The sequence below is a fragment of the Candidatus Limimorpha sp. genome, assembly GCF_056203535.1.
Map to the genome: position 1 here is coordinate 1 of NZ_JBADWU010000021.1, position 22976 is coordinate 22976.

At 45.2% G+C, this 22976-nt stretch carries 23 protein-coding genes and 1 pseudogene; 11 read left to right on the forward strand and 13 right to left on the reverse strand.

Annotated features, from left to right (window positions below; translation table 11 throughout):
• Window positions 1-303, reverse strand: a pseudogene (locus tag AC06MN_RS02265) (IS1380 family transposase); the annotation flags it as partial.
• A 241-nt stretch (window positions 304-544) separates the two neighbouring features.
• Between AC06MN_RS02265 and AC06MN_RS02270 the strand changes: the two are divergent.
• Both AC06MN_RS02270 and hcp read left to right on the forward strand, forming a co-directional pair.
• Window positions 545-1168, forward strand: a complete 624-nt coding sequence (locus tag AC06MN_RS02270) for a superoxide dismutase (protein WP_475670727.1) — start codon at window positions 545-547, stop codon at window positions 1166-1168.
• A 182-nt stretch (window positions 1169-1350) separates the two neighbouring features.
• A complete protein-coding gene (hcp, locus tag AC06MN_RS02275; protein WP_475670728.1) occupies window positions 1351-2976 on the forward strand; it encodes a hydroxylamine reductase in 1626 nt (541 codons plus the stop codon).
• Between the two features lie 63 nt (window positions 2977-3039).
• Here hcp and AC06MN_RS02280 read toward each other — a convergent pair whose 3' ends face one another.
• Both AC06MN_RS02280 and AC06MN_RS02285 read right to left on the reverse strand, forming a co-directional pair.
• Window positions 3040-4728, reverse strand: a complete 1689-nt coding sequence (locus AC06MN_RS02280; protein WP_475670729.1) for an ArnT family glycosyltransferase — start codon at window positions 4726-4728, stop codon at window positions 3040-3042.
• Window positions 4729-4821: 93 nt separating this feature from the next.
• Complete coding sequence (locus tag AC06MN_RS02285; protein ID WP_475670730.1) at window positions 4822-6333, reverse strand: glutamine synthetase family protein; 1512 nt, start codon at window positions 6331-6333, stop codon at window positions 4822-4824.
• A 529-nt stretch (window positions 6334-6862) separates the two neighbouring features.
• Here AC06MN_RS02285 and AC06MN_RS02290 point away from each other — a divergent pair.
• On the forward strand, window positions 6863-7621 hold the full coding sequence (locus tag AC06MN_RS02290) for a hypothetical protein (protein ID WP_475670731.1): 759 nt from the start codon (window positions 6863-6865) through the stop codon (window positions 7619-7621).
• Window positions 7622-7627: 6 nt separating this feature from the next.
• Window positions 7628-7894: a hypothetical protein gene (locus AC06MN_RS02295; protein WP_475670732.1), complete on the forward strand. Its 267-nt coding sequence runs from the start codon at window positions 7628-7630 to the stop codon at window positions 7892-7894.
• 218 nt (window positions 7895-8112) lie between these two features.
• Here the strand turns inward: AC06MN_RS02295 and meaB are convergent, their stop codons facing one another.
• The gene (gene meaB / locus AC06MN_RS02300; protein ID WP_475670768.1) at window positions 8113-9222 is read right to left on the reverse strand and encodes a methylmalonyl Co-A mutase-associated GTPase MeaB; all 1110 of its coding nucleotides are present in this window, start codon (window positions 9220-9222) and stop codon (window positions 8113-8115) included.
• A 154-nt stretch (window positions 9223-9376) separates the two neighbouring features.
• Between meaB and AC06MN_RS02305 the strand changes: the two genes are divergently transcribed.
• The 4 genes from AC06MN_RS02305 (at window position 9377) to pheS (ending at window position 13458) form a co-directional block, all read left to right on the forward strand.
• The gene (locus tag AC06MN_RS02305) at window positions 9377-10201 is read left to right on the forward strand and encodes a glycogen/starch synthase (protein ID WP_475670733.1); all 825 of its coding nucleotides are present in this window, start codon (window positions 9377-9379) and stop codon (window positions 10199-10201) included.
• 58 nt (window positions 10202-10259) lie between these two features.
• A complete protein-coding gene (locus AC06MN_RS02310; protein ID WP_475670734.1) occupies window positions 10260-11606 on the forward strand; it encodes a DUF4270 domain-containing protein in 1347 nt (448 codons plus the stop codon).
• A 38-nt stretch (window positions 11607-11644) separates the two neighbouring features.
• Complete coding sequence (locus AC06MN_RS02315) at window positions 11645-12277, forward strand: peptidylprolyl isomerase (RefSeq protein ID WP_475670735.1); 633 nt, start codon at window positions 11645-11647, stop codon at window positions 12275-12277.
• Window positions 12278-12444: 167 nt separating this feature from the next.
• Window positions 12445-13458 (forward strand): phenylalanine--tRNA ligase subunit alpha, encoded by a 1014-nt coding sequence (gene pheS / locus AC06MN_RS02320; RefSeq protein WP_475670736.1) that lies wholly within the window; start codon window positions 12445-12447, stop codon window positions 13456-13458.
• Window positions 13459-13530: 72 nt separating this feature from the next.
• On the opposite strand, the gene AC06MN_RS02325 is transcribed toward pheS, so the two are convergent.
• Window positions 13531-15561, reverse strand: a complete 2031-nt coding sequence (locus tag AC06MN_RS02325) for a T9SS type A sorting domain-containing protein (protein ID WP_475670737.1) — start codon at window positions 15559-15561, stop codon at window positions 13531-13533.
• A gap of 96 nt (window positions 15562-15657) precedes the next feature.
• Here AC06MN_RS02325 and AC06MN_RS02330 point away from each other — a divergent pair, with 96 nt between their 5' ends.
• Window positions 15658-16047 carry a NifB/NifX family molybdenum-iron cluster-binding protein gene (locus AC06MN_RS02330; RefSeq protein ID WP_475670738.1) on the forward strand — a complete coding sequence of 130 codons (390 nt, stop codon included), beginning with the start codon at window positions 15658-15660 and terminating at the stop codon, window positions 16045-16047.
• Here the strand turns inward: AC06MN_RS02330 and AC06MN_RS02335 are convergent.
• Window positions 16042-16464 (reverse strand): hypothetical protein, encoded by a 423-nt coding sequence (locus tag AC06MN_RS02335; RefSeq protein WP_475670739.1) that lies wholly within the window; start codon window positions 16462-16464, stop codon window positions 16042-16044. The two genes, AC06MN_RS02330 and AC06MN_RS02335, sit on opposite strands and share 6 nt — an antisense overlap.
• Before the next feature lie 50 nt (window positions 16465-16514).
• Between AC06MN_RS02335 and AC06MN_RS02340 the strand changes: the two genes are divergently transcribed.
• Both AC06MN_RS02340 and AC06MN_RS02345 read left to right on the forward strand, forming a co-directional pair.
• A complete protein-coding gene (locus tag AC06MN_RS02340) occupies window positions 16515-17195 on the forward strand; it encodes a TatD family hydrolase (protein WP_475670740.1) in 681 nt (226 codons plus the stop codon).
• Entirely contained in the window at window positions 17170-17895 is a 726-nt protein-coding gene (locus AC06MN_RS02345) for a tRNA threonylcarbamoyladenosine dehydratase (RefSeq protein WP_475670741.1), read from the forward strand. The genes AC06MN_RS02340 and AC06MN_RS02345 overlap by 26 nt, the downstream gene beginning before the upstream one ends.
• Window positions 17896-17967: 72 nt before the next feature.
• On the opposite strand, the gene rfaE2 is transcribed toward AC06MN_RS02345, so the two are convergent.
• The 7 genes from rfaE2 to AC06MN_RS02380 all read right to left on the reverse strand — a co-directional run bounded on the left by rfaE2 (window position 17968) and on the right by AC06MN_RS02380 (window position 22974).
• Window positions 17968-18450, reverse strand: coding sequence for a D-glycero-beta-D-manno-heptose 1-phosphate adenylyltransferase (rfaE2, locus tag AC06MN_RS02350; RefSeq protein WP_475670742.1), 483 nt, complete (start codon window positions 18448-18450; stop codon window positions 17968-17970).
• Window positions 18422-18985: a GtrA family protein gene (locus AC06MN_RS02355; protein ID WP_475670743.1), complete on the reverse strand. Its 564-nt coding sequence runs from the start codon at window positions 18983-18985 to the stop codon at window positions 18422-18424. The genes rfaE2 and AC06MN_RS02355 overlap by 29 nt, the downstream gene beginning before the upstream one ends.
• Before the next feature lie 19 nt (window positions 18986-19004).
• Window positions 19005-19886: a mevalonate kinase family protein gene (locus AC06MN_RS02360; protein ID WP_475670744.1), complete on the reverse strand. Its 882-nt coding sequence runs from the start codon at window positions 19884-19886 to the stop codon at window positions 19005-19007.
• A 150-nt stretch (window positions 19887-20036) separates the two neighbouring features.
• Window positions 20037-21089, reverse strand: a complete 1053-nt coding sequence (mvaD, locus tag AC06MN_RS02365) for a diphosphomevalonate decarboxylase (RefSeq protein ID WP_475670745.1) — start codon at window positions 21087-21089, stop codon at window positions 20037-20039.
• A gap of 67 nt (window positions 21090-21156) precedes the next feature.
• Entirely contained in the window at window positions 21157-21516 is a 360-nt protein-coding gene (secG, locus tag AC06MN_RS02370; RefSeq protein ID WP_475670746.1) for a preprotein translocase subunit SecG, read from the reverse strand.
• A gap of 10 nt (window positions 21517-21526) precedes the next feature.
• Window positions 21527-22342, reverse strand: a complete 816-nt coding sequence (locus AC06MN_RS02375) for a hypothetical protein (protein ID WP_475670747.1) — start codon at window positions 22340-22342, stop codon at window positions 21527-21529.
• A gap of 122 nt (window positions 22343-22464) precedes the next feature.
• Window positions 22465-22974, reverse strand: a complete 510-nt coding sequence (locus AC06MN_RS02380) for an LptE family protein (protein WP_475670748.1) — start codon at window positions 22972-22974, stop codon at window positions 22465-22467.
• Between the last annotated feature and the right edge of the window lie 2 nt (window positions 22975-22976).

The window sequence follows — 22976 nt, forward strand, 5'->3', positions numbered from 1 at the left end:
GTCCTCCTCCGTCAGCTCCCCAATTGCCCTGAGGATGGTGTCGGAGCTGCAGGTGCGAAGCGTTGGGTGGAGCGAGAGGTGAGGCATGAGGTGGCTCGTGACGTCCTCGACGCAGGTGCCGCCGCAGAAGTAGACGCACATCAGCGAGCGGATGATCTCGCTGTAACGGTAGCCGTAGGACCTGCACCTGAGGCCGAGCGTGGTGTCTATCGTCCGGGAAAGCATGGAGTCAAACTGCTCCATCACGGGAAAAATTCCGCCGAAAGGCGTGATCCTGTCGGATTTAATCTCTATCTTTGCCATGTCTGTCAGTCTTTTGCTTGTTTTGTTTTTCCACCACTAAGATAGGTGAAAATCCTGACATGGCAATGTCCTGGGCAACTTTTTGTTGCTCAGGATTTTATTCCTTTTAATCTATTACAGGTGTGCGGAATTAAGGAAAAATAGAAAAAAGCATTTCAAAAACGCCAAAAATGTCTCGCCTGAGATTGAACATTTTCAAGATATAGTGTGTTTAATGAAAGAACTTTAAAATCATAAAGCCATGTACGAATTACCAAAATTACCTTACGAACGCGACGGTCTGGAACCTTTCATGTCGCGTGAAACCTTAGACTATCATTACGGACAGCATCATGCCACCTACGTCCGCAAGCTCAACGAACTCATCAAAGGCACCGAATTTGAGAAAGGTGTCGAGTTGGAAGAAATCGTGCGCAAGGCCACGGGGCCGATTTTCAACAATGCCGCCCAAGTGTGGAACCACAATTTCTTTTGGAAGTCGCTCATTCCCGACGGCAAAGGCAAGCCTCAAGGCGAACTGGCCAAAGCCATCGACAAGGCTTTCGGAAGTTTCGACAAATTCAAGGAAGAATTTAAGAATCAGGCAGTTTCGCTTTTCGGCTCAGGCTGGGTATGGCTTGTTGCCGATGCTAAAAACGAACTGTCGATTGTGCAGACGCAAAACGCCGACAGCCCGATTACCAAGCAAGGCATTACGCCGCTTCTCGTCTGCGATGTGTGGGAACATGCCTATTACATTGACAAACGCAACCAGCGCGCCGCCTATCTCGACGAATTCTGGGATTTAGTGAATTGGGAGTTTGTCGAAGAAAACTACAAGAAATGCTGCGCCAGCAAATGCGGATGCAGTTGCAAACGAACGTGATATGTTTAATCGTTTGAAGTTTTTTGTTGAATTGTTGGGAGAGGAAAGTGTTAAAGTGAAAAGTGGAAAGTTTTTGAGTGGAAAGTGATTTTGAACTTTTTGAACAATCTTTACTGAAAACTGAAAACCAAACAACCCATCACCAATAATCCATAACTCATAACCATATAAATATCAATACTATGTTCTGCTATCAATGTCAGGAAACGGCCAAGGGGACAGGCTGCACCGTGCGGGGCGTCTGCGGAAAAGAACCTTACTTGGCCGACCAAATGGACAAACTCATCTACGCCATCCGTGGCCTCTGCGTGCTGCATACGCACATCAAAAAGTCGGGCAAAGACTGTGACTGCAATACGCATCTCATTTTCGACGGACTGTTTGCCACCATCACCAATGCCAATTTCTGCATGGTCTCGACGGGCGAAAAACTCAAAGCCGTGGTCAAGGAGAAAAAACGGCTGTTGCAATTCTGCAAAGACAATGGCATCAACATTCCGAACTGCGACGAAGTGTATTGCGTTGATTTCGACCACGAAGACCGCAAGTTCAGCGTGATGTTCGAACCCGACGAAGAAATCCGTGGCTTGAAACAGCTCCTCACCTACGGTGCCAAAGGCACGGCAGCCTATATCGAACATGCTGCCAACCTCGGCTTTACCGATGAGGAACTCAACGATGAACTGATTGCGGCCATCGCCCTCACCTGCTGCCACAACGAAGATGTCGGGGTGCTGATGCGAGCCATCCAGACCATGGGCGAAATAGCTTTCAAAGCCATGGAACTTTTGGACAAGGCCAACACCAAGACCTACGGCCAACCTGAAATCACGAAAGTGGATTTGGGCGTAGGTAAAAACCCTGGCATTCTGGTCTCAGGCCACGACTTGAAGGATTTGGAAGAATTGCTGGAACAGACCCAAGGCACAGGCGTCGATGTCTACACGCACAGCGAAATGCTGCCTGCGCATTACTACCCGTTCTTCAAGAAATATCCGAATTTCAAAGGAAACTACGGTAACGCCTGGTGGAAGCAACGCCTTGAATTTGAGACTTTTAATGGGCCTATTCTGTTCACTTCCAATTGCATCGTGCCGCCTTTGGAAAACGCAAGCTACAAAGGCCGCATCTTCACGACTAATTCGACGGCCTATCCGAACACGCTTCACATCGCCGATCGTGTGGATGGCAAACCCAAGGATTTCTCACCTATTATTAATAAAGCGAAAGAATGTGAGCCGCCCATCCCGATTGAAAAGGGACAAATCACGGGCGGATTTGCTCACAATCAGGTGATTGCATTGACCGATAAGATTGTGGAAGCTGTCAAATCGGGCGACATTCGTAAGTTTATCGTCATGGCGGGTTGCGACGGACGAATGCCAGAACGCGACTACTACACCGAATTTGCCAAAGGTTTGCCGAAAGATACCGTTATTCTGACGGCTGGCTGTGCCAAATACCGCTACATCAAGCTGAATTTGGGCGAAATCAACGGCATTCCGCGCGTACTCGATGCCGGTCAATGCAACGATTGCTATTCCTTGGTAAAGATTGCCTTGTCCTTGAAAGAAGCATTTAACATTAAGGATGTCAACGAGTTACCAATCGTTTACAACATTGCTTGGTACGAACAGAAAGCCGTTGCCGTGCTGTTGGCCCTGCTCAGTTTAGGTATTCAGAACCTTCACATCGGCCCGAGCATTCCGACCTTCATGACGCCTGATATGCGTTATGTCCTGAAACGGAAATTCAATATCGGCACCATCACAACGGTGGAAAATGATTTGGAAACGATGCTGATGTGATGCTGAAAGAGTCTGGCAAGTTTACAAATTTCAAGAAAACGATGGCATTTGCTGTCGTTTTTTTCATTCAATTCGAATGGAAACGAAACCATCGGAAGGCATGGCCGAAATCATTTTGTCGTAAATACTCAAAGTCAGGCGGTTTTCTCCCAAATCCAAAGTTTCATTCACAATGGTATAAGCCTTGCCTTGGTAAACAGAATGAGGCGCAATTAACGGAATTGCATCGTAATGACAAATGATGGAATTGTCTGTATCAAGATATTGCGCCTTTAGCGTCATCGGAAATTCGGAATGCTGGAAATCAATGGCGGCATCATTCGGATTTTCGATGGTAAAAGCCAAGAAAATCGTGTCGCCGTGATGGAAAACTGGAAGTTCATCATTAGCATTCAAGATGGAAAAATCGGCCTTCAGGCGGTTGGCTGTCTGGAAATGATTGGTCAGATAACCAGTAAAACTAATTTCATCTTTCTGAAAATCAGTACTTAATCCTTCAACCTCAGCACACACGAACACGGGCTTGTTTGTCCATTGCAAATCGGATTTCAGCAAATCGAACTGCGTTTTGCGTTGGTCGAAATTCCTTACCGTTGACGCTTCCTTTCCCGTAAAGTAATGATACAAGGAAGGTTTTTGGAACGAAGAATGGAAAATCACGGGATTTTCGCCCGCCACTTCTTCGATAGCTCGGTAATATTTTTCCTTTCCGTAAAAGCCAAAACGTCCGCTGACTGGTAAAAGCAACACAATCCTTGCCACCACAATCAGCAAAATGGACGGCATGACAAACTTTCTGACATAATGCTGTAATTTATCGTCAATCAAGCATTTGCGGTAAAGCAGAACGATGTAGGGAATGGCGCAGACTATCGTCCAATGCGGCTCGACATGGCCACGGAACGCCGTCAGGAAAAAGAAAAAGAAAAATCCAATGACAATGAAAAACAGTCCGCGCTCAAAGACATCGCTCGGACGATGCTTCAGCACTAAATAGACCATCGCACCGAAAGTGAATGGATTGAAAACCACTAACTGATTGGGAATGTATTCAAAAAGATAGTCCCATTCGAAACTTGAACTCCGTTGGTACAAATGGTATCTGAAGCTCGGAAAATCAGCTTCAAACTGCCACAAGATGTGAGGAAAATACAGCATTATGGCTATCAGGACTGCTACCCAAAACTTACTGTCTTTCAATAAGGAAAGATTCGACAAGATAATCAAGGCAAGCAAAAGTCCGGCATGATATTTACTGTACATCATCAAGGCCATCAAAAGACCCATCAGCAAGGCTTTCGGCCAAGTCGCCTCTGACAGATAACTCTGGTAAACCAAAAGGAACAGCGCGGAAAAGAAAATCAGCGAAGCATCAGGCGTGGTGATGAAGCCGTAGACATTCAGCATCACGATGGAAAACGCCAAGATAAGAAAAAGCGAAACCTTCTTTGTGTCGGGTGATTTTTCGCGGATGGTTTTCCAAATGACGAAAAGCGTCAAGGTGGAAATAATCACCGTACAAAATCTGACCCCCAAAGTGCCCGAAAAAAGAATGCTGCTCAAAAAAGCCATCAGCCCCACCATTGGCGGATGATCGTAATAGCCCCATGCAAGATGTTCGCCATAAATGGCATAATAGGCCTCGTCCTCATTGATTTCAGTGAAGACCCCTTGCAAAAGGTTGATGACAAACCAAACAAGTATGCCAAAACAAAGGCATAATCTCCATTTATCCGTACTTTCCTTTACCATGGCATTTGCTTTTCTTGATGGGATAAAAACAGATAAAAGGCACACCCAAAGTGCCATGGTGTACCTTTTATCATAGAAATCATTACTTATAAATTAGCCAACATGAATGTTATCGTTGACGAATTTCATCAGCTTTTCAGGATCTTTGCTCAGTTCCTGACGTAGATTGGTGTCGTCGAAGTCGTTGAGGAACTTAATCATGTAATCGACGATGGCATCGGAGAACACGCCCTTGGCAGTGTAAATCTCGCGATCTTTGTCGAGTTCCTTGGCAGCGGCAACGCATGAATCAGGCAACTGTTCGAGAGCTTCCTGAATCTGCTTGTTCTTGTCGTCGTGGATGTTGACACCGAGACCAACGTAGGTCTTTTCGGCGATTTCCAGAGCATTCGGAATTTCAAATCCGTGACGGGCGGCAGCGCAAAGGGCAGCCATCAGCAGATACATGTCAGCGCAACCGTCGGAGGCACGCCATTCGAAGGTCTGCTTGTCGCTGAAGTCGCGGCCTGAATTCTTTTCAAGCGGATTGCAGACGGCAGCCATGTCCTTGCCGTTGTTGACCCAACCCAGCGGAACGCGCACCAATGCGCTGCGGTTCGAGAACGACCAGCACAATGATGTAGGAGCCTCCTGATGAGGAACCAAACGGAAGAATGCCAGCGGGTTAGGATTGCCGAAAGCAGGCAGTGAGGTACCAGCCACCATGTAACCGGCAATGGCTTTCTTACATTCGTCGGTGAGTTCGCCGCCGTTGAGCATCATGCTCTTGCCATCCTTCGTGAACTTGCAGTGAACGTGCATACCTGAACCAGCTTTGCCCACGGTAATCTTTGGAGCAAAGGTCAAGGTAACACCATACTGATAAGCCAACTGACGCATAATCCATTTAGCGACAACGAGTTGGTCGGCAGCATCTTCGATGTTGGTTGGCAGGAATTCGATTTCGTTCTGCTCGTAAATCTTGCCGTCCTGGGTGAAGTTACCCACTTCGGAGTGACCATATTTAATCAAGCCGCCAGCCTGAGCGATGAGGCGCATGGCTTCGACACGGAAATCGGTGAACTTATTATAAGGTGCGCTTTCGTGATAGCCTTTCTGGTCAGGCACAGGATAAATTCCTTCGTCGTCGGCGATGATGTAATATTCAAGTTCGCCCATGGTTTCCATCTGCATTCCGGTGGTTTCCTTGAAGACTTTGTGAGCCTTGCGGAGGATGTATTCCGGTGAACTTTCGAAAGGTTCGCCGTCGCGGTTGAAGAACGAGCAGAGAATATCAAGCGTCGGAACTTCGGTGAAAGGATTGCGGAAAGCGGTCTTGTACTTAGGAATGACATAAAGGTCGCTCTTTCCAGCCTCGATAAATGGGAACAGGCTTGAGCCGTCGACGCGCTCACCGGCAGAAAGGATGTTCTCCAAGTGTTCTGCACTGTGAATCACGAAGTTCAAGGTTTTCAGTTTACCATCCCAGCCACAATAGTGGAAGTTGATGAATTCGATTTCATTTTCCTCGCAGTAGCGAACGATGTCGGCGCGAGTGAATTCTGATGCAGGCTTTTGAAGGTATTGCACCAGACGATTAGGGTTCATGGCAATTTTTGCGTCCATTATTTATGATTTAAGATTTAATGATTTAAAAATTCAAAGATTTAAAGATTTGACATTTAGACTTATAGACTATTAGACATTTAGACAATTTAGTGATTTAAAGACCTAAGATTTGAAGATTGCGGCGTTGCGAAACGACCGAAACCGTATCTTTGCGCAAAAATAGGAATTATTCCGTCATAAAAACTAAAAGGCGAAAATAAAAGCGGATTTCTGCTTCTTCAGGAAAGCTTCTTCCATTTTGTAGCCACGCTCTTTCAACGATTCGCACCTTTTTGAAGCCTTTGGATAGGATTTTTTTGTTTGACAAATTGATGTCAATTTCTTTTTCCTCATAATCAATATGTTATTGCATAATCTAACAGCAAGATACACTTTTCAATGAAATTTGCCTGTCCGAAACTACACTTTTCAATGAAATTTACATGCTAAAAACTACACTTTTCAATAAAAAAGGCCATTTTGATAAATAAAGTTCAGAATATTAACTGATTTATTACTTTTGCAGAAATTTCTAATTTGAATAAGTATGAAAAAGAAACTTGTATTATTTGCTTTAGTGTTGTATTCAGTCTTTGCTAATGCACAATCAATTCTCGATAGAGTTACCGACTCAGCAGCTATTGCCAAACAACATGATTTGATTATTTCAAAACTCGATTCGGCTTTTATTTTCCCAGACACAACAATTCCTTTTAATCCAAAAGATTGTATTATATTCGAAATCTACAATTGTCATGATAATAGTAATTGTAAAAACAGTTCTGATTTAAGCGAAGGTCTTATTGACACATCCCTGTTTTCCAAGAAATATTTTATAAGCGGTAAGTTTCTGGAAGATTGGATTATTCTAAAAGAAAAAGGAAAAGCAAGAATTGATATTTCTGAGATTGCTATATATGATACATTGAATATGAAGTCATATTCTTGTCCCCCCAAAAAGCCCCGTCTTCATAATATCCATCATGTTGGAGAGGATTGTGATACGACTTATTCGGTGTACGGTTATAGTATTCACCGTGAAATAAGAGATTTTGACTATATTGGAACGTTATTCAAAACAAAACAAGTAGATTTTGTTTTCTGTTATCCAACTTTCGTAAGTGCATCGGATTTTGAAATTCCCTCATACGACATCAGTTGGGGTTTTGGTTACTATTTTGCCAAAAAAGGAAATCAATTCTATATTATTGGTATTGATAGCGAAAACGAAAAAATATACCCATTAGAGGAAGTCGTTGAAAATCATTGGGATTGGATAACAAATGTAATTAAAAAAGAAGATTAGGCAAATATGAAAGAATGGATCATAGCATTCAACAATGCAAAGACTTTAGAGACCAACGGCGAGGCTTCGGCTGCCATCATCGAGGAATACGAAAGAGTGATTAAGTTCCTGAAATCAGACAACATGACCGAGGCCGAAACGAGAATCTGGAACGAGGCTTGCCGCAACCTTTACGAACTCTATGCGTTGGAAAACGACACAGAGAAGGCCGCCTATTACGAAAACCAGAAAATGGCTGTCGACGACATCAAGATTGAGGAGGAAGAAATATAGAAAATGTTTTGAATTTTGTTGGTGAATGGAATTGCCTAACGGCAAGAAATATATCAAAAATCATATCTGAAAATCCATCAAAAATCTTTGTTTACCAATTTAGAATTTCCTATGAAAAAAGCAAACATGGATTTTTGAATGATTTTAAATAAAGATTTTAAAATGATTTCTTCGGCGTAGCCGAATCCTGCAATCAGTCTTTATGACATCAAATCTTCTTACTTTTTCAGTAGATTAAAGTAGGCATCCAATAGTTTCTGGGCGCCGATGTAGGCACTCATCTTCTTGTTCTTCACGTCGGTTTCCACCAAAGGCAAAAGGTCGGTAATCAGCTGATTCTGATAGAAATCGTTTTTCAAAGCCGTTTCCATCGTGTCAATCATCATCTGTACATCCTGCTGCGAGCGTTTACGGTTCAAGTAACCGTTTTCGCGGATGGCTTGCACATGTTCTGAGACCATTTTCCAGACCTCATCGATATTGAAACCCGTCAAGGCGGAACACGTCAGCACCTTAGTCTCCTGACCCGATTCGGCCAACGGAAACAGATGCAAGGCATTCTTACATTCTGCAGCTGCGCGGTTGGCACGCATGACGTTATCGCCATCGGCCTTGTTGACGGCAATGCCATCGGCCATTTCCATAATGCCGCGCTTGATGCCCTGCAATTCGTCGCCAGCACCGCTGATGAGGATCAAAAGGAAGAAATCGACCATAGAATGAACTGCCGTTTCCGACTGACCCACACCGACAGTTTCCACGAAAATGGTATCGTATCCTGCTGCTTCACAAAGTATTATCGATTCCCTTGTCTTGCGTGCCACGCCGCCCAAAGTGCCGGCCGAAGCCGAAGGACGAATGTAGGCATTAGGTTCAACCGAAAGTTCCTCCATGCGCGTTTTGTCGCCCAAAATGCTGCCTTTTGAACGCTGACTGCTCGGGTCGATGGCCAAGACTGCCAACTTGTGGTTTTGCTTGCAAAGATACATGCCCAAGGCCTCGATGAAGGTACTCTTTCCAGCGCCAGGAACACCCGAAATGCCCAAACGCAAAGCCTTTCCAGAATGTGGCAAGCAAGCTGCAATGATTTGTTGCGCTAGTTCCTGATGCTGAGGCAATGCGCTCTCAACCAATGTAATAGCCTTGCTCAACACCACGCGGTCGCCTTTAAGAATGCCTTCGACATACCATTCCAAAGGCATGAGTTGCTGACGGACAGCTTTCATTCTTTCCAAGGCTTTCGGGTTGACTTGTATCGGTTGACCGACTCCTTCGTTCACTTTCAGGTTCGAGTCCCAATCGTGTTGCTGATTTTCAAAATGTTCGATTTCCATGACTGACTTCTCGTTTCACGTGCAAAATTAGAAAATAAAACGACACGCCACAAACATGGCTTTTTGTGCCGCAAAAAACTTTTTTTGGCGATAATTCGGATTTTTTCCGTAACTTTGCTTTCTGAAATCAAAGTGCACTATAAAAAACATGGTAAATAAGACAAGAGTACTTTTCGTACACCAAGAGATCACCCCATATTTGCCTGAAACTCCGATGAGTCTCATCGGGCGCTACCTTCCCCAGGCGATTCAAGAAAGCGGTAAGGAAATCCGTATTTTCATGCCTCGTTACGGCGTCATCAACGAGCGTCGCAACCAGCTTCACGAAGTCATCCGCCTGTCGGGCATGAACCTCATCATCAACGACACCGACCACCCTCTGATTATCAAAGTGGCTTCCATACAGAAAGCCAGAATGCAAATCTATTTCATTGATAATGAGGATTTCTTCTCAAAGAAAAAATATCTCATCAACGACCTTGACGGAGTTTTCTGCGAACAGAACGACGACCGCTGCATTTTCTTCTCGCGCGGTGTCATCGAAACGGTGAAGAAACTCAACTGGTCGCCCGACGTGATTCACTGCAACGGTTGGCTCTCGGCCCTTATGCCTGTTTATATCAAGCGCGCCCTTTCCATCAGGGACAACCCGTTATTCAACGAATCGAAAATCGTCTATTCCATTTATGACGATGACTTTACCGAGACGCTGAAAGCCGGTTTCGACAAGAAAATGAAACTTTCCGGCCTGAATGCCAAGGATTTGAAATATTTCAAGGAAGCCAACTACGTCAACTTGACCAAGTCCGCCATCGATTATTCCGACGGCATTATCATCAGCAGCGAGAAAATCAACCCTGAAATCGAAGAATATCTCAAGACCTGCGGCAAACCTGTTCTGCCTTATCAGGACCAGGAGCATTACCTGCAAGCCTACAACGATTTCTACGACTCCATTCTGGGAAAACAATAAATCCGAACTTAATGAGTTTATTGGAATTGAGTAACCTCAAATTCAATTAGAAACGATAATGAAAACACATCATCAAACCGTCCGCCTTCTAATAATGGTTTTTGTTTTGGCCGCGACTGCCTTTTCGTGCAGGAAAACACCCAACACCATTGGCAATAACCTGATTGACGGCGACAACTACATCGGTGTTTACCATACCAACGCCACTTCCATCACCTGCCATTCGCTTCTCGATTCCATCGGAACGAAAAACGTGAACTATGCCTTGCTCGGCAGCATGAAAGACCCTGTTTTCGGCAACACACAGGCTGGTTTTTACACCCAGCTGCATTTATCATCGACGCACCACAAATTCGGCACCAACCCGGTTCTTGATTCTTTGGTGCTCCAGCTCTACATCGGAAAATACTATGGTGATACAACGACGCTGCAAACCGTGCATGTTTACGAAATGACTGACACCTTATCACCTTATTCTTCATATTATTGCTACTCCGAAATGCCGACTGATGCCGTCGACCACGCCGACGGCTATCAATACCGTCCACATCCCAACACGGCGGCAAGCGTGATTGGCAGCGACACCATCGGACGCCCAATCATCCGAATTCCATTGAGCGAGAATTTGGGCAACTACATCATGAATCTCGACAGTTCCGCTTATTTTTCTCCCGATGATTTCAAAACGCATTTCCCTGGCTTATATGTCATCACGGAAAGTGTCAACGAAATCGGCTCCATCTGCTATATCAGCTTGACCAACAACACTTATTCGCAATTGCAGCTTTATTATCATGAGGCCGATAATCCGGACAAGGCCATGCGTTACGATTTCTATGTCACCACAAACGATGTCTTTTTCAACCGTTACATCCATGACTACACGCAAGGCGACGCAAACTTCATTGCCCAAGTGCTGAACGGCAATACTGCATTAGGGCAACAGACTGTATACACGCAAGCTATGGGTGGCGTGAAAACCTTTGTCAAGTTTCCCGACATCGAACATTGGGCCGACACTTTAGAAAACAGCCATATTGTCATCAACGATGCAAAACTTATCGTTCCCGTCGATTCACTTTATGCCGACACGAATATCTTTTTGGCACCAAGTAGCCTTTTCCTCGTCGGGCTGAATCAAGATGGCTCCACATACGTGCTTCCCGACAATTTCGAAGGCAGTAACTATTGGGGAGGCACCTATTCTAACAAGACAAAAACCTATACATTCCGTATTTCGGAGTATTTGGCCGACATCGTCAAGGGCACGAAACCGAACACGGGTCTCTATTTGGGCGTTAACGAAGCATCCTACGGTGCAGCACGCCTAATTGTAGCCGGCCCAGAATCCTCACAGAAAAACAAACTGCACTTGGAAGTCACTTATTCTCTTGTTGGAGAATGATTCATATTGAATTTAATCTTTACAAATAACACAAAACAATGAAGAAAATTATTTTAGCGGCATTGGTTCTCATCGGACTGACTTGCCAGGCACAAAATGCAACGGAAAAGGAAACCATCATCGTCATCAAGACGAACTATGGAACCATAAAGGCAAAACTTTACAACGATACGCCCCTGCATCGCGACAACTTCATCAAATTGGTCAACGAAGGCTGGTACAACAATTCGCCATTTCACCGCATCATCAAGAATTTCATGATTCAAGGCGGACAGAATGCCGATGGCCGTTTGGACCCGGGCTATAAGGTTCCAGCCGAAATCAAGAGCAACCACTTCCACAAGAAAGGCGCTTTATGTGCAGCCCGCCAGCCCGACCAAGTCAACCCGAAAAAGGCTTCCAGCGGTTCGCAGTTCTACATTGTACAAGGTCAGAAATACGATGACCAGACCCTCGACATGTACGAAGACCGCATGGGCAAAGTGATTGGTGCCAAGCAACGTCAGGCATACAAAACCGTAGGCGGCACCCCACATTTGGACGGCGACTACACCGTTTTCGGCGAAGTGATTGAAGGCATGGACGTCGTTGATAAGATTGCCACCGTAAAGACTGGCCGAATGGATGCTCCAATCGAAGCCGTCACTATGACCATTGAAATTGAAAAGTAATTGTTGGTTATCGGTTATCAGTTATCGGTTATCAGTTATCAGTTTACAGTTTTTCAAAAGTCAAAAACAGTCTAATTGTCAAATTGTCTAAAAATCCACTTGTCAATCTTTAAATCTTAAATCCTTGAATCTTTAAATCCATTTGTCCACAAGTCAAATAGTCGATCATGAAAGAAAAGATAGAACAGATATTAAACGAAGTGCGGAATTTCAATGCCGAAAACAAGGATGAATTGGAAAACTTCCGCATCACTTATTTGAGCAAAAAAGGTGTCATTCCAGCCTTGTTTGCCGATTTCAAGAACGTGTCTCCCGAACTCCGCAAGGAAATGGGAATGCGCCTTAACGAATTGAAAAACACCGTTCAGGAAAAGGTTGAAGAACAACTCCAAAAGTTTGAATCACAGCACAGTTCGGAAGCTGGCTTCGATATGAGTATGCCTGCCAACGAAATGAAAGGTGCCCGTCACCCGCTGTCAATCGTGCGCCGCGACATCAACGAAATCTTCGAACACCTCGGCTTCACCATCGCCGATGGTCCCGAAGTGGAAGACGATTTCCATGTTTTCTCGGCCCTGAATTTCCCGCCCGACCATCCGGCACGCGACATGCAGGACACCTTCTTTATTAATAAGGCACCCGATGTATTGCTCCGCACCCACACTTCAAGCATTCAGGTCCGCGTAATGGAACAAGGCAAACTGCCTATCCGCATCATCGCCCCTGGCCGAGTGTTCCGCAACGAAGCCATCTCGGCACGCGCCCACTGCATTTTCCACCAGATTGAAGGTCTTTACATTGATGAAAACGTTTCATTTGCCGATTTAAAGCAGACCCTTTACCATTTCGTGCAGGAATTTTTCGGCGAAGGCACCAAGGTGCGTTTCCGTCCATCTTATTTCCCATTCACCGAAACTTCGGCTGAAATGGATATTTCGTGCAACATTTGCGGCGGCAAAGGCTGCAATATCTGCAAACACACGGGTTGGGTTGAAATCTTGGGCTGCGGTATGTGCGACCCGAACATTCTGATTTCCAGCGGCATTGACCCTGAAAAATACACAGGTTTTGCCTTCGGTATGGGCGTTGAACGTATCGCCATGCTGAAATACCAAATCAACGACTTGCGTCTGTTCTTTGAAAACGACCTGCGTTTCTTGGAGCAGTTTGATTTGGCTTAAACTACATTTCTATCCAAATAAAAATAGGAGAAAGTCATGGACCTTCTCCTATTTTTTATGTGATTGACAAAATCAATGTGTAATCACCAAGCGTTGTGTGCTGTTGCCTTCAGCATGGTTGATGTTGAGGAAATAGACGCCGTTGCTGTAGTTGGCGAGGTTCAGCTGGACTGACTTGCCGCTGACATTGATGGTTTCGACTAATGCGCCAAGCACGTTGTAGATGTCGATTTGCTGCAGTTCGCTGGTTGCATCAATGCGAACCATGTTGCTGGCAGGATTTGGATAGACATGGCAGCTGTTTTCTGTATTTTCAGCGACAGCCCAAGTGTTTGTCTTGGAAGTAGCAGCCTTTACGGAGGTCATGTCGCCATAAACAGCCTGAACTTCGGTGACATAGAATGTGCCGAATTCACCAGCAAAGGTGTATTCCATATCGGTAATGTTTTCAGCGACCAATTCGCCATTGACGAAAACATTGTAACCAGTAGGATTGCCTTGTTCAGGAGCTTCCCAAGTAAGAACCATGATGTTTTCTTCGCCGGTTTCATCTTCGGTCAGTTCGACATTCATAGGCGCGTAAGGATGTTCAGCATTTTCATACAGGAAGTGGCTGTTGAACACGCTCTTGGCGTTGTAGTCTTCAACCCAAACTGAAACTTCAAGGTCGCTCATTTCTTCAACATGTGTTGATGACATGTCCTGAGTGAATTCAAGATGCTGGTATTCGCCGGCTTCGATTGAAATGGTTGAACCGTTACCATTAGGCAACATCTTCATCATGATGTGGTGGAAGCTTGTTTCACCGTTGCCACCGACATTGTTGTGGGTTTCTTTTTCGTTGACGGTAACGTAAGCCCTCACATTATTCATGTCGATGTATGACATGATGTCGGCTACAATATGGATGGTGTTGCCTTCAACGGTGAAAGCGCCGCGGATTTCAGCGAAAGCAGGTGTGTTGTAGTGAGCATCAAGGGTGGCTTGTGTGGCGGCACCATAACCTTGGTCTTCACCGTCCATGAACACTTGAGGGACAGCACTCACACCATAGTGATTTCTTCTGACGCCGCCTTCTTCAGTGTAGTAAGGGTCTCCGCTGCCAGGCCAATTCATCTGATACTTGGTATAAGTGAATTTGCCAGGATTGTTGTTGCAGAGGTTGAGCATGGCGGTATTGACGCTGACGCATGGTCCGCAGGTCGATGATGAGAAGTGCTCAATCATAGGAATCTTCTGGACTGAACCCAAAGCCACGCCAACGGTCTTTGCCAGCGTGTTGTTGTCTTCGATGTCATCAGAAGTGCCATTGACATTCAGAATGTCGATGGTAAGGCTGTATGAGCCAGGAATCAAAGCGGCCAAGGTTGTGAAATCCAAGGCTGCTGTGCCTAACGAAGGAATATTGACGGAGAAAGTCTCGGTAACAGGTTCGTTTTCATCAATCTGGTAGCTGGCTTCAACAGATGTTACAGGGGTGACACCATAGTTGAAAACCTGCATGCTGACAGGCAGATTGCCAGCGCCAACGAAATCAGGCACATTGATAGCTATTGCGCCAAGGTCAAGGTTTTCGAGGGTGTAGACTTCAATGTCATCGAAATACCAGTTGTTGATGTTGTAGCTGTTGCCATTGAAAAAGATGCAGAACCGCACGTCGGCTTTGCCCATGTCAGGAGTGCTGAGTTCCTGAGAGAAAGAATACTGCGTGCTGTTTGAGAATCCTTGGCTCCAGGCTTCGTTCCAAGTGGTGCCGCCATCTGACGATGTTGCAACGCCAATGGTGTTGGAGCCTGAGTAATTATCAAGGCAGTGCTTGAAGGAAACGATCACGCTTGAAATGCCAGTGAGGTCGATGGCGGGAGAGACGAAACGTGAAGTTCCATTGAACTGGGGATCCCAATAGAGATTCAGCTCGTTGGCGCTGCCACCTGCATTGTTGGAGGTGGAAATCAACCAGTTGCTGGCACCTAAGCCTGCAATTGACCAACCGGCAGGAATGGAGCTGCCATCAAAAGATTCATGCAACAAGGAGTTGCGAGTTTGTGCCATTGTGGCTGTTTGCAACAGCATGGCAAAGACGAAAAGTAAAGATTTTCTCATAGTGATGAAATTTAAGTTGTTTGATAAGTTTTATGGGTGCAAATGTAAGACTTATTTCAAAAGAAGACCTATCTTTGCGGAAAAATTGGAGAAAAAATGAAAATCGCTTTACCAACGAAAAATGATGGCACGATTGACAGCCATTTCGGCCATTGCCAGTTTTATACGATTTGCACGGTTGGTGCTGATGGTCAGCCCGAAAAATTTGAAACCATGGATTCGCCCGTCGGCTGTGGCTGCAAGAGCAATATTGCACCAACTTTGCATAATATAGGTGTCGAGGTCATGCTGGCAGGCAATATGGGCGAAGGTGCCGTGAACGTGTTGAGCCGCAATCAGATAAAAGTCATTCGTGGTTGTTCGGGAAAAGTGGAAGAAGTTGTCAAGGCTTATCTTGACGGCACCCTCGACGACTCAGGCATCACTTGCCACGAACACGAATGTGGCGGCATCACTTTGCCGGAGAATATAGAGATCAAGCTATAAAATGATGCTTGCAATGACCCACTTTTCGGGAATGCCTTCGAAATAATAGACAGGTGCGCCCCAGCGGTCTTTGATTTTCAGCACATTGCCGTCCAAATAATAAAGCGGTTCGCCCCAACGGTCTTTCTGACGTATGGTGTTGCCATCGAAATAAATTAACGGCGAGCCCCAGCAATCCTTTTGGCGCACGGTGTTGCCGTCGAAATAGTAAAGTTGTGCGCCCCAACGGTCCTTCTGACGCACGGTCTGTCCGTCAAGGTAAAAGAGTTTGGCGCCCCAGCGGTCTTTTTGCTGTATGGTCTGTCCGTCGACATAAAACAATTCTTTCCCCCAACGGTCTTTCTGACGTATGGTCTGTGCTGAAATTTCACTTGCTGCCATAATGAATAATAGAAATAGAACAAGAATACGTTTCATTGGTTTGATATTTTCGGCGAAAATAGAAAATTTCCTAATTTTGGGGCGTTATGGAGAATGTTTTTTTAAATATTCACACGCACAATTTCCGAACAGTCAGCGAAATATCCGTTTTTAATCTTGTTCTGGAATCGGCTTGCCCAAACGAAGGCTTGTTCAGTTACGGCATTCATCCTTGGGATTTGGATGACGAAAAGCTTGATACGGAAAATGCCATGCGGATTTTGGAAGAAAAACTACACCATTCAAATGCCGTTGCCTTGGGCGAAGCAGGTTTAGACAGACATCACAAAGCAAGTTTCGACAGGCAGATGGAAGTTTTTGAAAAACAAATCGATTTGTCGGAAAAGTTTTCCAAACCGCTTATCATTCACAATGTGAAATGCAACAACGAGATGATTGCCTTGCGTAAAAAATACAAGCCCAAACAAGCCTGGATTTTGCATGGGTTTAACGGCACCGAGCAGGATGTCAGCCAGTTAGCCGAAAATGGTTTTTGTTTTTCGGTAGGAGAGGCTTTATTGCATGAAGACAGAAAAATCAGGAAATCGATAATGAAAATTCCAATAGACAGATTGTTTTTTGAGACGGATACGGCCGATATTGATGTGGCGGAAATCTATCAGGCTGCGGCTTCGCTTTTAGAAATGCCGATAAATGCGTTGCGCGAAAAAATCTTTGCTAATTTTGCGCATTATTTCAATTATGAAGATGGAAAACTGGCAAGATAGGACGCAATTGCTCATTGGGGAGCAGGGCATCGAAAGGCTGAAAAACAGCCATGTTTTGGTGGTCGGATTAGGTGGCGTTGGCGCATACGCTGCCGAACAGTTGGCGCGTGCCGGCATCGGCAAAATGACCATTGTTGACGGCGATACGGTGAGTGTCACCAACCGAAACAGGCAACTTTTAGCTCTCCAAAGCACTTTTGGCCGCCCGAAAGCCGAGGTGATGGCCGAGCGCATCCGCGACATCAATCCGGAAGTGGAACTGGAGGTCATCAACCAATATATGAAGGACGAGGCCATCATTGAACTGGTTTCCAAACCTTACGATTTCATCGTCGATGCCATCGACACCGTGGCGCCCAAGGTCTTTCTGCTTTACTATGCCAAGCAAAACAACCAGCGCATTGTGAGTTGCATGGGTGCGGGTGGAAAATATCATCCCGAAAAAATCCAAATTGCTGATATTTCGCAATCGAACCATTGCCGTCTGGCATTTTATATTCGCAAACGGTTGCATCGTCTTGGCATTCAGGATGGTATCACCGTGGTATTCTCTCCCGAACCTGTCGATGATTCGGCTATTCTGAAAAATGTGGAAGGCGAACAGAACAAAGTCTCCAACGTCGGCACAATTTCGTTTATGCCTGCGGCCTTTGGCATTTTCTGCGCATCTGTAGTTATTAATGGCCTGCTGGGAAAATAGATTTGACTACGATTTCTTATGACCAAGACGCAATGAATCGCATCTCTACAAACAGACGCACACGTTGCGTCCCTACAAACGCTTGATGATATTCGTGGTTGAAAATCCTTCCACCAAATCAATGGTCAGAACCTTGCCGCCTTTGGCGGTGACGATGTCGTAACCGACGATTTCCTCCGGCTTGTAATCGTTGCCTTTCACCAAAATGTCGGGCTGTACCTGCTTGATTAATTCGTAAGGCGTATCTTCGTCAAAGAAAACGACAACATCAACAAATTGTAACGCCGAAAGTAGCAAAGCCCTTGATTTTTCGTCGTTTATAGGACGGCTTTCGCCTTTCAAACGTTTTACCGACGCATCGGTGTTCAGGCCGATAATGAGTTTGTCGCCCAAATCAGCGGCTTGCGCAAGATATTCCACATGGCCGCGATGCAGAATATCGAAACAGCCATTGGTGAAGACTATGGTTTCACCCGCCGAACGCCATTCGGCAAGTTTTGTCTCCAATGCTTCGCGTGAAAGCAGTTTATTCTTGATTGTTGTCAGCGTTTTCATTTGACTTATTCTTTTGGTCTTCAATCGGTTGGAAAGAGAAATAACGGTTGAAGAAATAACTGAAGAAAACCGAAATGACGGAAATCATGATGTAGGACAACACCGGCATGATGTGGAAGAAATCGACGAAACATTTCAAGCCACCATAAACCAGGAATGTGTTGCACATAGTGACGGCAAAATAACGGAAAAACTGTTTTCCTTGGGTCAGGTTCGATTGTGAAAAAGTGATGTTGCGTTGCAGCCAAAAGCCCGTGACAAAAGTAATGGGCCATTTCAGCACCAAGGTCGCGATGTGAGGCGTAAAGGCCACAAATCCCAAATCCCAGACGTTGCCTCTGAAAATGAAATGATAAATGAGGTAATACAAAATCCAGTCGATGACGAGGTTGAGTCCGCCCATGAATCCGTAACGGAAGAACAGGAGACTGAAATAGCGCTGGAAAGGCGGATAGAAGAAGTCGACAAACTTCCAGATTTTTTCCTGCAAATTCTTTTTCAATCCTGTCGTCATGGTCTTGTAATAAGGTTGCAAATTTAGGAAATATTGCCGATTAAATCCAAATCACATCAAAATTGGCAAGCAAACGGTTGGCTTTTTCGATGTCGTCGGTGAAGCCTAGCACATAGCCACCGCCACCCGAACCTGAGATTTTCACGCCGAAATTGAAATCATGGTTTTGCTCAAAAAGCTGCAAGGTGTTTTCCGTAATCATTGGGCGCAGGAATTGCAGTTGTGCCTTCGTGAGTTGTGCCAAAGAATTGAAAAATGCCTCATTTGCGCCATCAATAAGATGATTGATGCAATCGGTCACATGAGGCACGTAATCCCGTTGAAATGTGCTTAAAAACGCTTCGTCCTGCCTATTTTCCTTGAAATGCTGCACCAATGGCCGCGTGTTGCTCTTGATTTTCGTATCAATCAGGCAAACATGAATGTCCTTTTTCAGAAAACCAGCATCTATGAGTTCGACGCCTTGCGGCGAAATGCGGAAAGGCTGTCCCAAATAGCATTGCAAAGGATCGATGCCCGAACTGCTGCCGTGGAAATAACTCTCCATTTCGCCGAAAATGGTTTTCAGCTGCATCAAGTCATCAATGTGCTGTCTGGCATAACGGTCGTATACGGCAGCCACCAGAGTCCCCGAACTGCCCAAACCATAGCCCGAAGGCACGTTTGAAGCAAGATTCAGACCAAATCTCAAGTCCTTTGACAATGACTCAATGTCAATGTATTTCTTCAAATCGCCTTGTTCGGCCAGATAATCCCTGAACAGACAGATGCTTTCATTCGATTTTTTTGCCCTCGGCATGGTGAGCTTGCCCAATTTCCAGCGGGCCGAAAACTGCTGCAAAGGAACCATCAGGGCTGTGGCATCGAATATCATGGAATATTCGCCAAAAAGGATGACTTTGCTATAATAGAGCGTTCTCATTTGAGTTACAGGTTATGGAATGAAAAAGTTCAAAATCGTTCAAAAGTTAAAAATGAGATTCCCGTCCCCGCCTTCGCGAGGAGGACGGCGGGAATGACGGCCTCAAAAATAACCGTCAAAGAGTCTAAAAGTTAAAATCACCTGTCTTCATCAGATTATTTTCTTTGGTCCGTTGCCAACGCAATCCTTAATCCATTTTGAATCAGTGCAATACCGAACAAGATTTTCATTAATGAAGGTTTCGGCGACATCGGCGTATTGCTTCGGATAAAGCAGATGCACATTAGGGCCGGCATCCAAAGTGAAACACAATGGAATTTGCGTCGTTTCACGGAAACGGCGGATTTCACTAATGATGTTCAAGGTGTTCGGCTTCATCAAAATAAACGATGGAGTCGAGCACATCATCAAGGCGTGCAACTGCATGGCTTCCGATTCGGTGATTTCTATGAAAGTCTCCAAATCGCCATCGTGCAAGGCGGCAAGCAGATTTTCAATGTTGCGGTTGGCCTGGGCATAACGTGCTGCCGCATACGGATTGTTTTCCATCAGCGAATGTCCAGCGCGACTCGACACCGATTTTGCGGCATCACTGACAATGAGAATACTGTCACAATACGTTTTGAATATCGGATTTATCTGATTTTCAAGCGATACGGCATATTCATCGAAACTTGTTGCCAAAGCATCGGTTTTTCCCCACAAGGCCATCATCGGGAACACGGAACGTGAGGCACTGCCCGACGCAATGCGGGCGAGACATGACGCTTTCTGCAAATCGATTTCCGCTTCGCCTTTCAGCATCCTGTCAATGTCCAACAGGCACAAAACCAAAGCACTCATTGAAGAAGCTGACGATGCAATGCCCGATGAATGTGGAAAAGTGTTGCTGCTTTCCATGTTCAGGCTCATTCGGTTAAGCCATGGAAAATCAGCGACATGATCGAGGAGAAATTTCTCAATCTTGGCAGCAAAAGCCTGGTTTTCATTGCCTTCAAAATAAAACCGTAACGAAAAGTTTTCGGCTGCCTCGAATGTGACTGAAGTTTCCGTCCGGCATTGCGAAAGCGTGAAACTGATGGATGGATTTTGCGGCAACTGCACGCCTTTTTTACCCCAATATTTCACCAAGGCAATGTTTGACGGACTTTGCCATTTCACGGTGCCGTGAAAACCCGAAGGAACGTTTGCTTGACCATTCATGCTGCACAAATATAAAAAATGCCGAAACGTGAATTCCGGCATTTACAGTTGTTTTGGATTTGCTAAATTATTGAGCTTCGGCTGGTGTTTCTGCTGGAGCTTCAACGGCTTCTTCCATTGGAAGAACATTTTCAGCAGCAGGAGCTAACGGAGCAGCCACAGGCTTTGCGATTTCGCTTTGGAAAGCATCACCTGATTTCACATTCTTTGGAATGGTAATGCTTGAAATCAAGCAGAGCACCACCAGAATGGCAGCCATAGTCCATGTAGCCTTTTCAAGGAAATCGGTTGTCTGACGAACGCCCATCACTTGGTTTGCGCCACCAAAATTGGAGACCAAACCGCCACCTTTTGAGTTCTGAACCAGAACGATTAATCCTAATAAAACACTGACAATCAGGATTAAAACTACTATTAATGTATACATCGTTTATGAATTAATTGTTTAACTTCCTTAGTTCTTCAATTTGGGCTGCAAAGTAAACACTTTTTTCTGGATATTTCAAGCATAATTTTTCATAGATTGAAATTGCTTTTTCCATATAGCCTTGTTTGGCATAAATCTGGGCCAAAGTCTCGCTCACAATGTTCTCCTGATCGGTGATACTGTTCTGTGCCACAGAGATTGGATTATAGAATTCGGCTTTCGGGCGTGAAATGCTCGGGTTTTCGACAATGAACTTGTCGATGAGTTCTTTTCTGGAGAGTTTTTTCGGTGCCGCCTTTCCCTCTTCTTTCTGTTTCTTTTCCTCTTCCATGGCCTTGAGGCGTGCCGCGATGATGGCTTTCAGTTCGTCGAGCGACTTGCGCTTTTCTTCCAGCAAAGCCATTTCGGCGGAAAGTTCCTCCTGTGTGCCGCTGAGGTCGATTTCGGGAATAATGAACACCTTTTCGCGGATGATGTCACTATCGTTGGCTTCTTCGGCAGGATTGATGGTTTCAACCGCAGTGAAAAACCTCTCCTTTGGCTTGTATTCGTCGGGCAATTGCGGCACTTCAACCGGCGTTTCCAAACGGCGTTTTGCGATGAGCGAAAACAGTCTCAACTTGTCGCGGTTTGGAACGATGCTGGCCGCCAGACGCAGTTGTTGCTCATATTCGCCACTGCTTTCGTTCTGATAGGCAATGGCCAACAATGCCTGTCCGATGGCAAAATAAGGATATTTCTCCGTCAGCGACTTCACATCGTCAACGGCGGATCCTTTCAGTGTCTCGGGTTGATTTATGTATCCTATTAATGTTCTTGCTTCCAATGGGTTATATGTTGTTCAAAATTGTTCAAGAGTCAAAATGAGATTCCCGCCTTCGCGGGAATGACGGCCTCAAAAAAAGGCCGTCTAAAAGTCAAATCGTCCAAATCGTCCAAAAATCCACATTACCAATTCACCAATGCCTTATTGAAAATATCCTCCACGAGTGCCTCGATAATCGTTGCCGAAAGGGTTTCCTGAACGGAATTCAAATCCTGATCGCTAGGATAATCCTCATATCTCGAAAATGTGCTTTCAAAGTCTTTCGTGTCATCGAAACGGTTTGAGAACCTGACTTTTACGGTAATCGTAAGTCGGTTCAAGGCTGCCGTTTGTTCTGTAGTAATGGCAATTGGAGATGTCTGATAATCAGAAATTTCACCTTCAAAAGCGAGGTCACCGCCATCTTCCACCATGTCTAATGGAGTCTGGTTCATGATGGCATCGCGCAAAGCCGTCGTAAATTCATTGCTCAAAGTCGGGCTGACCAATTGCGCATGGTTGGGAAAATATTGCACTGATACGGTTTTGGCCTCAGCCGGAATCGATGCGCCCGAAAAGGAATAAATGCCGCAGCCTTGGCAAACAAATGCCAAAATGATGCAAACGGCAGTTATAAGACTTGATGATTTCATTG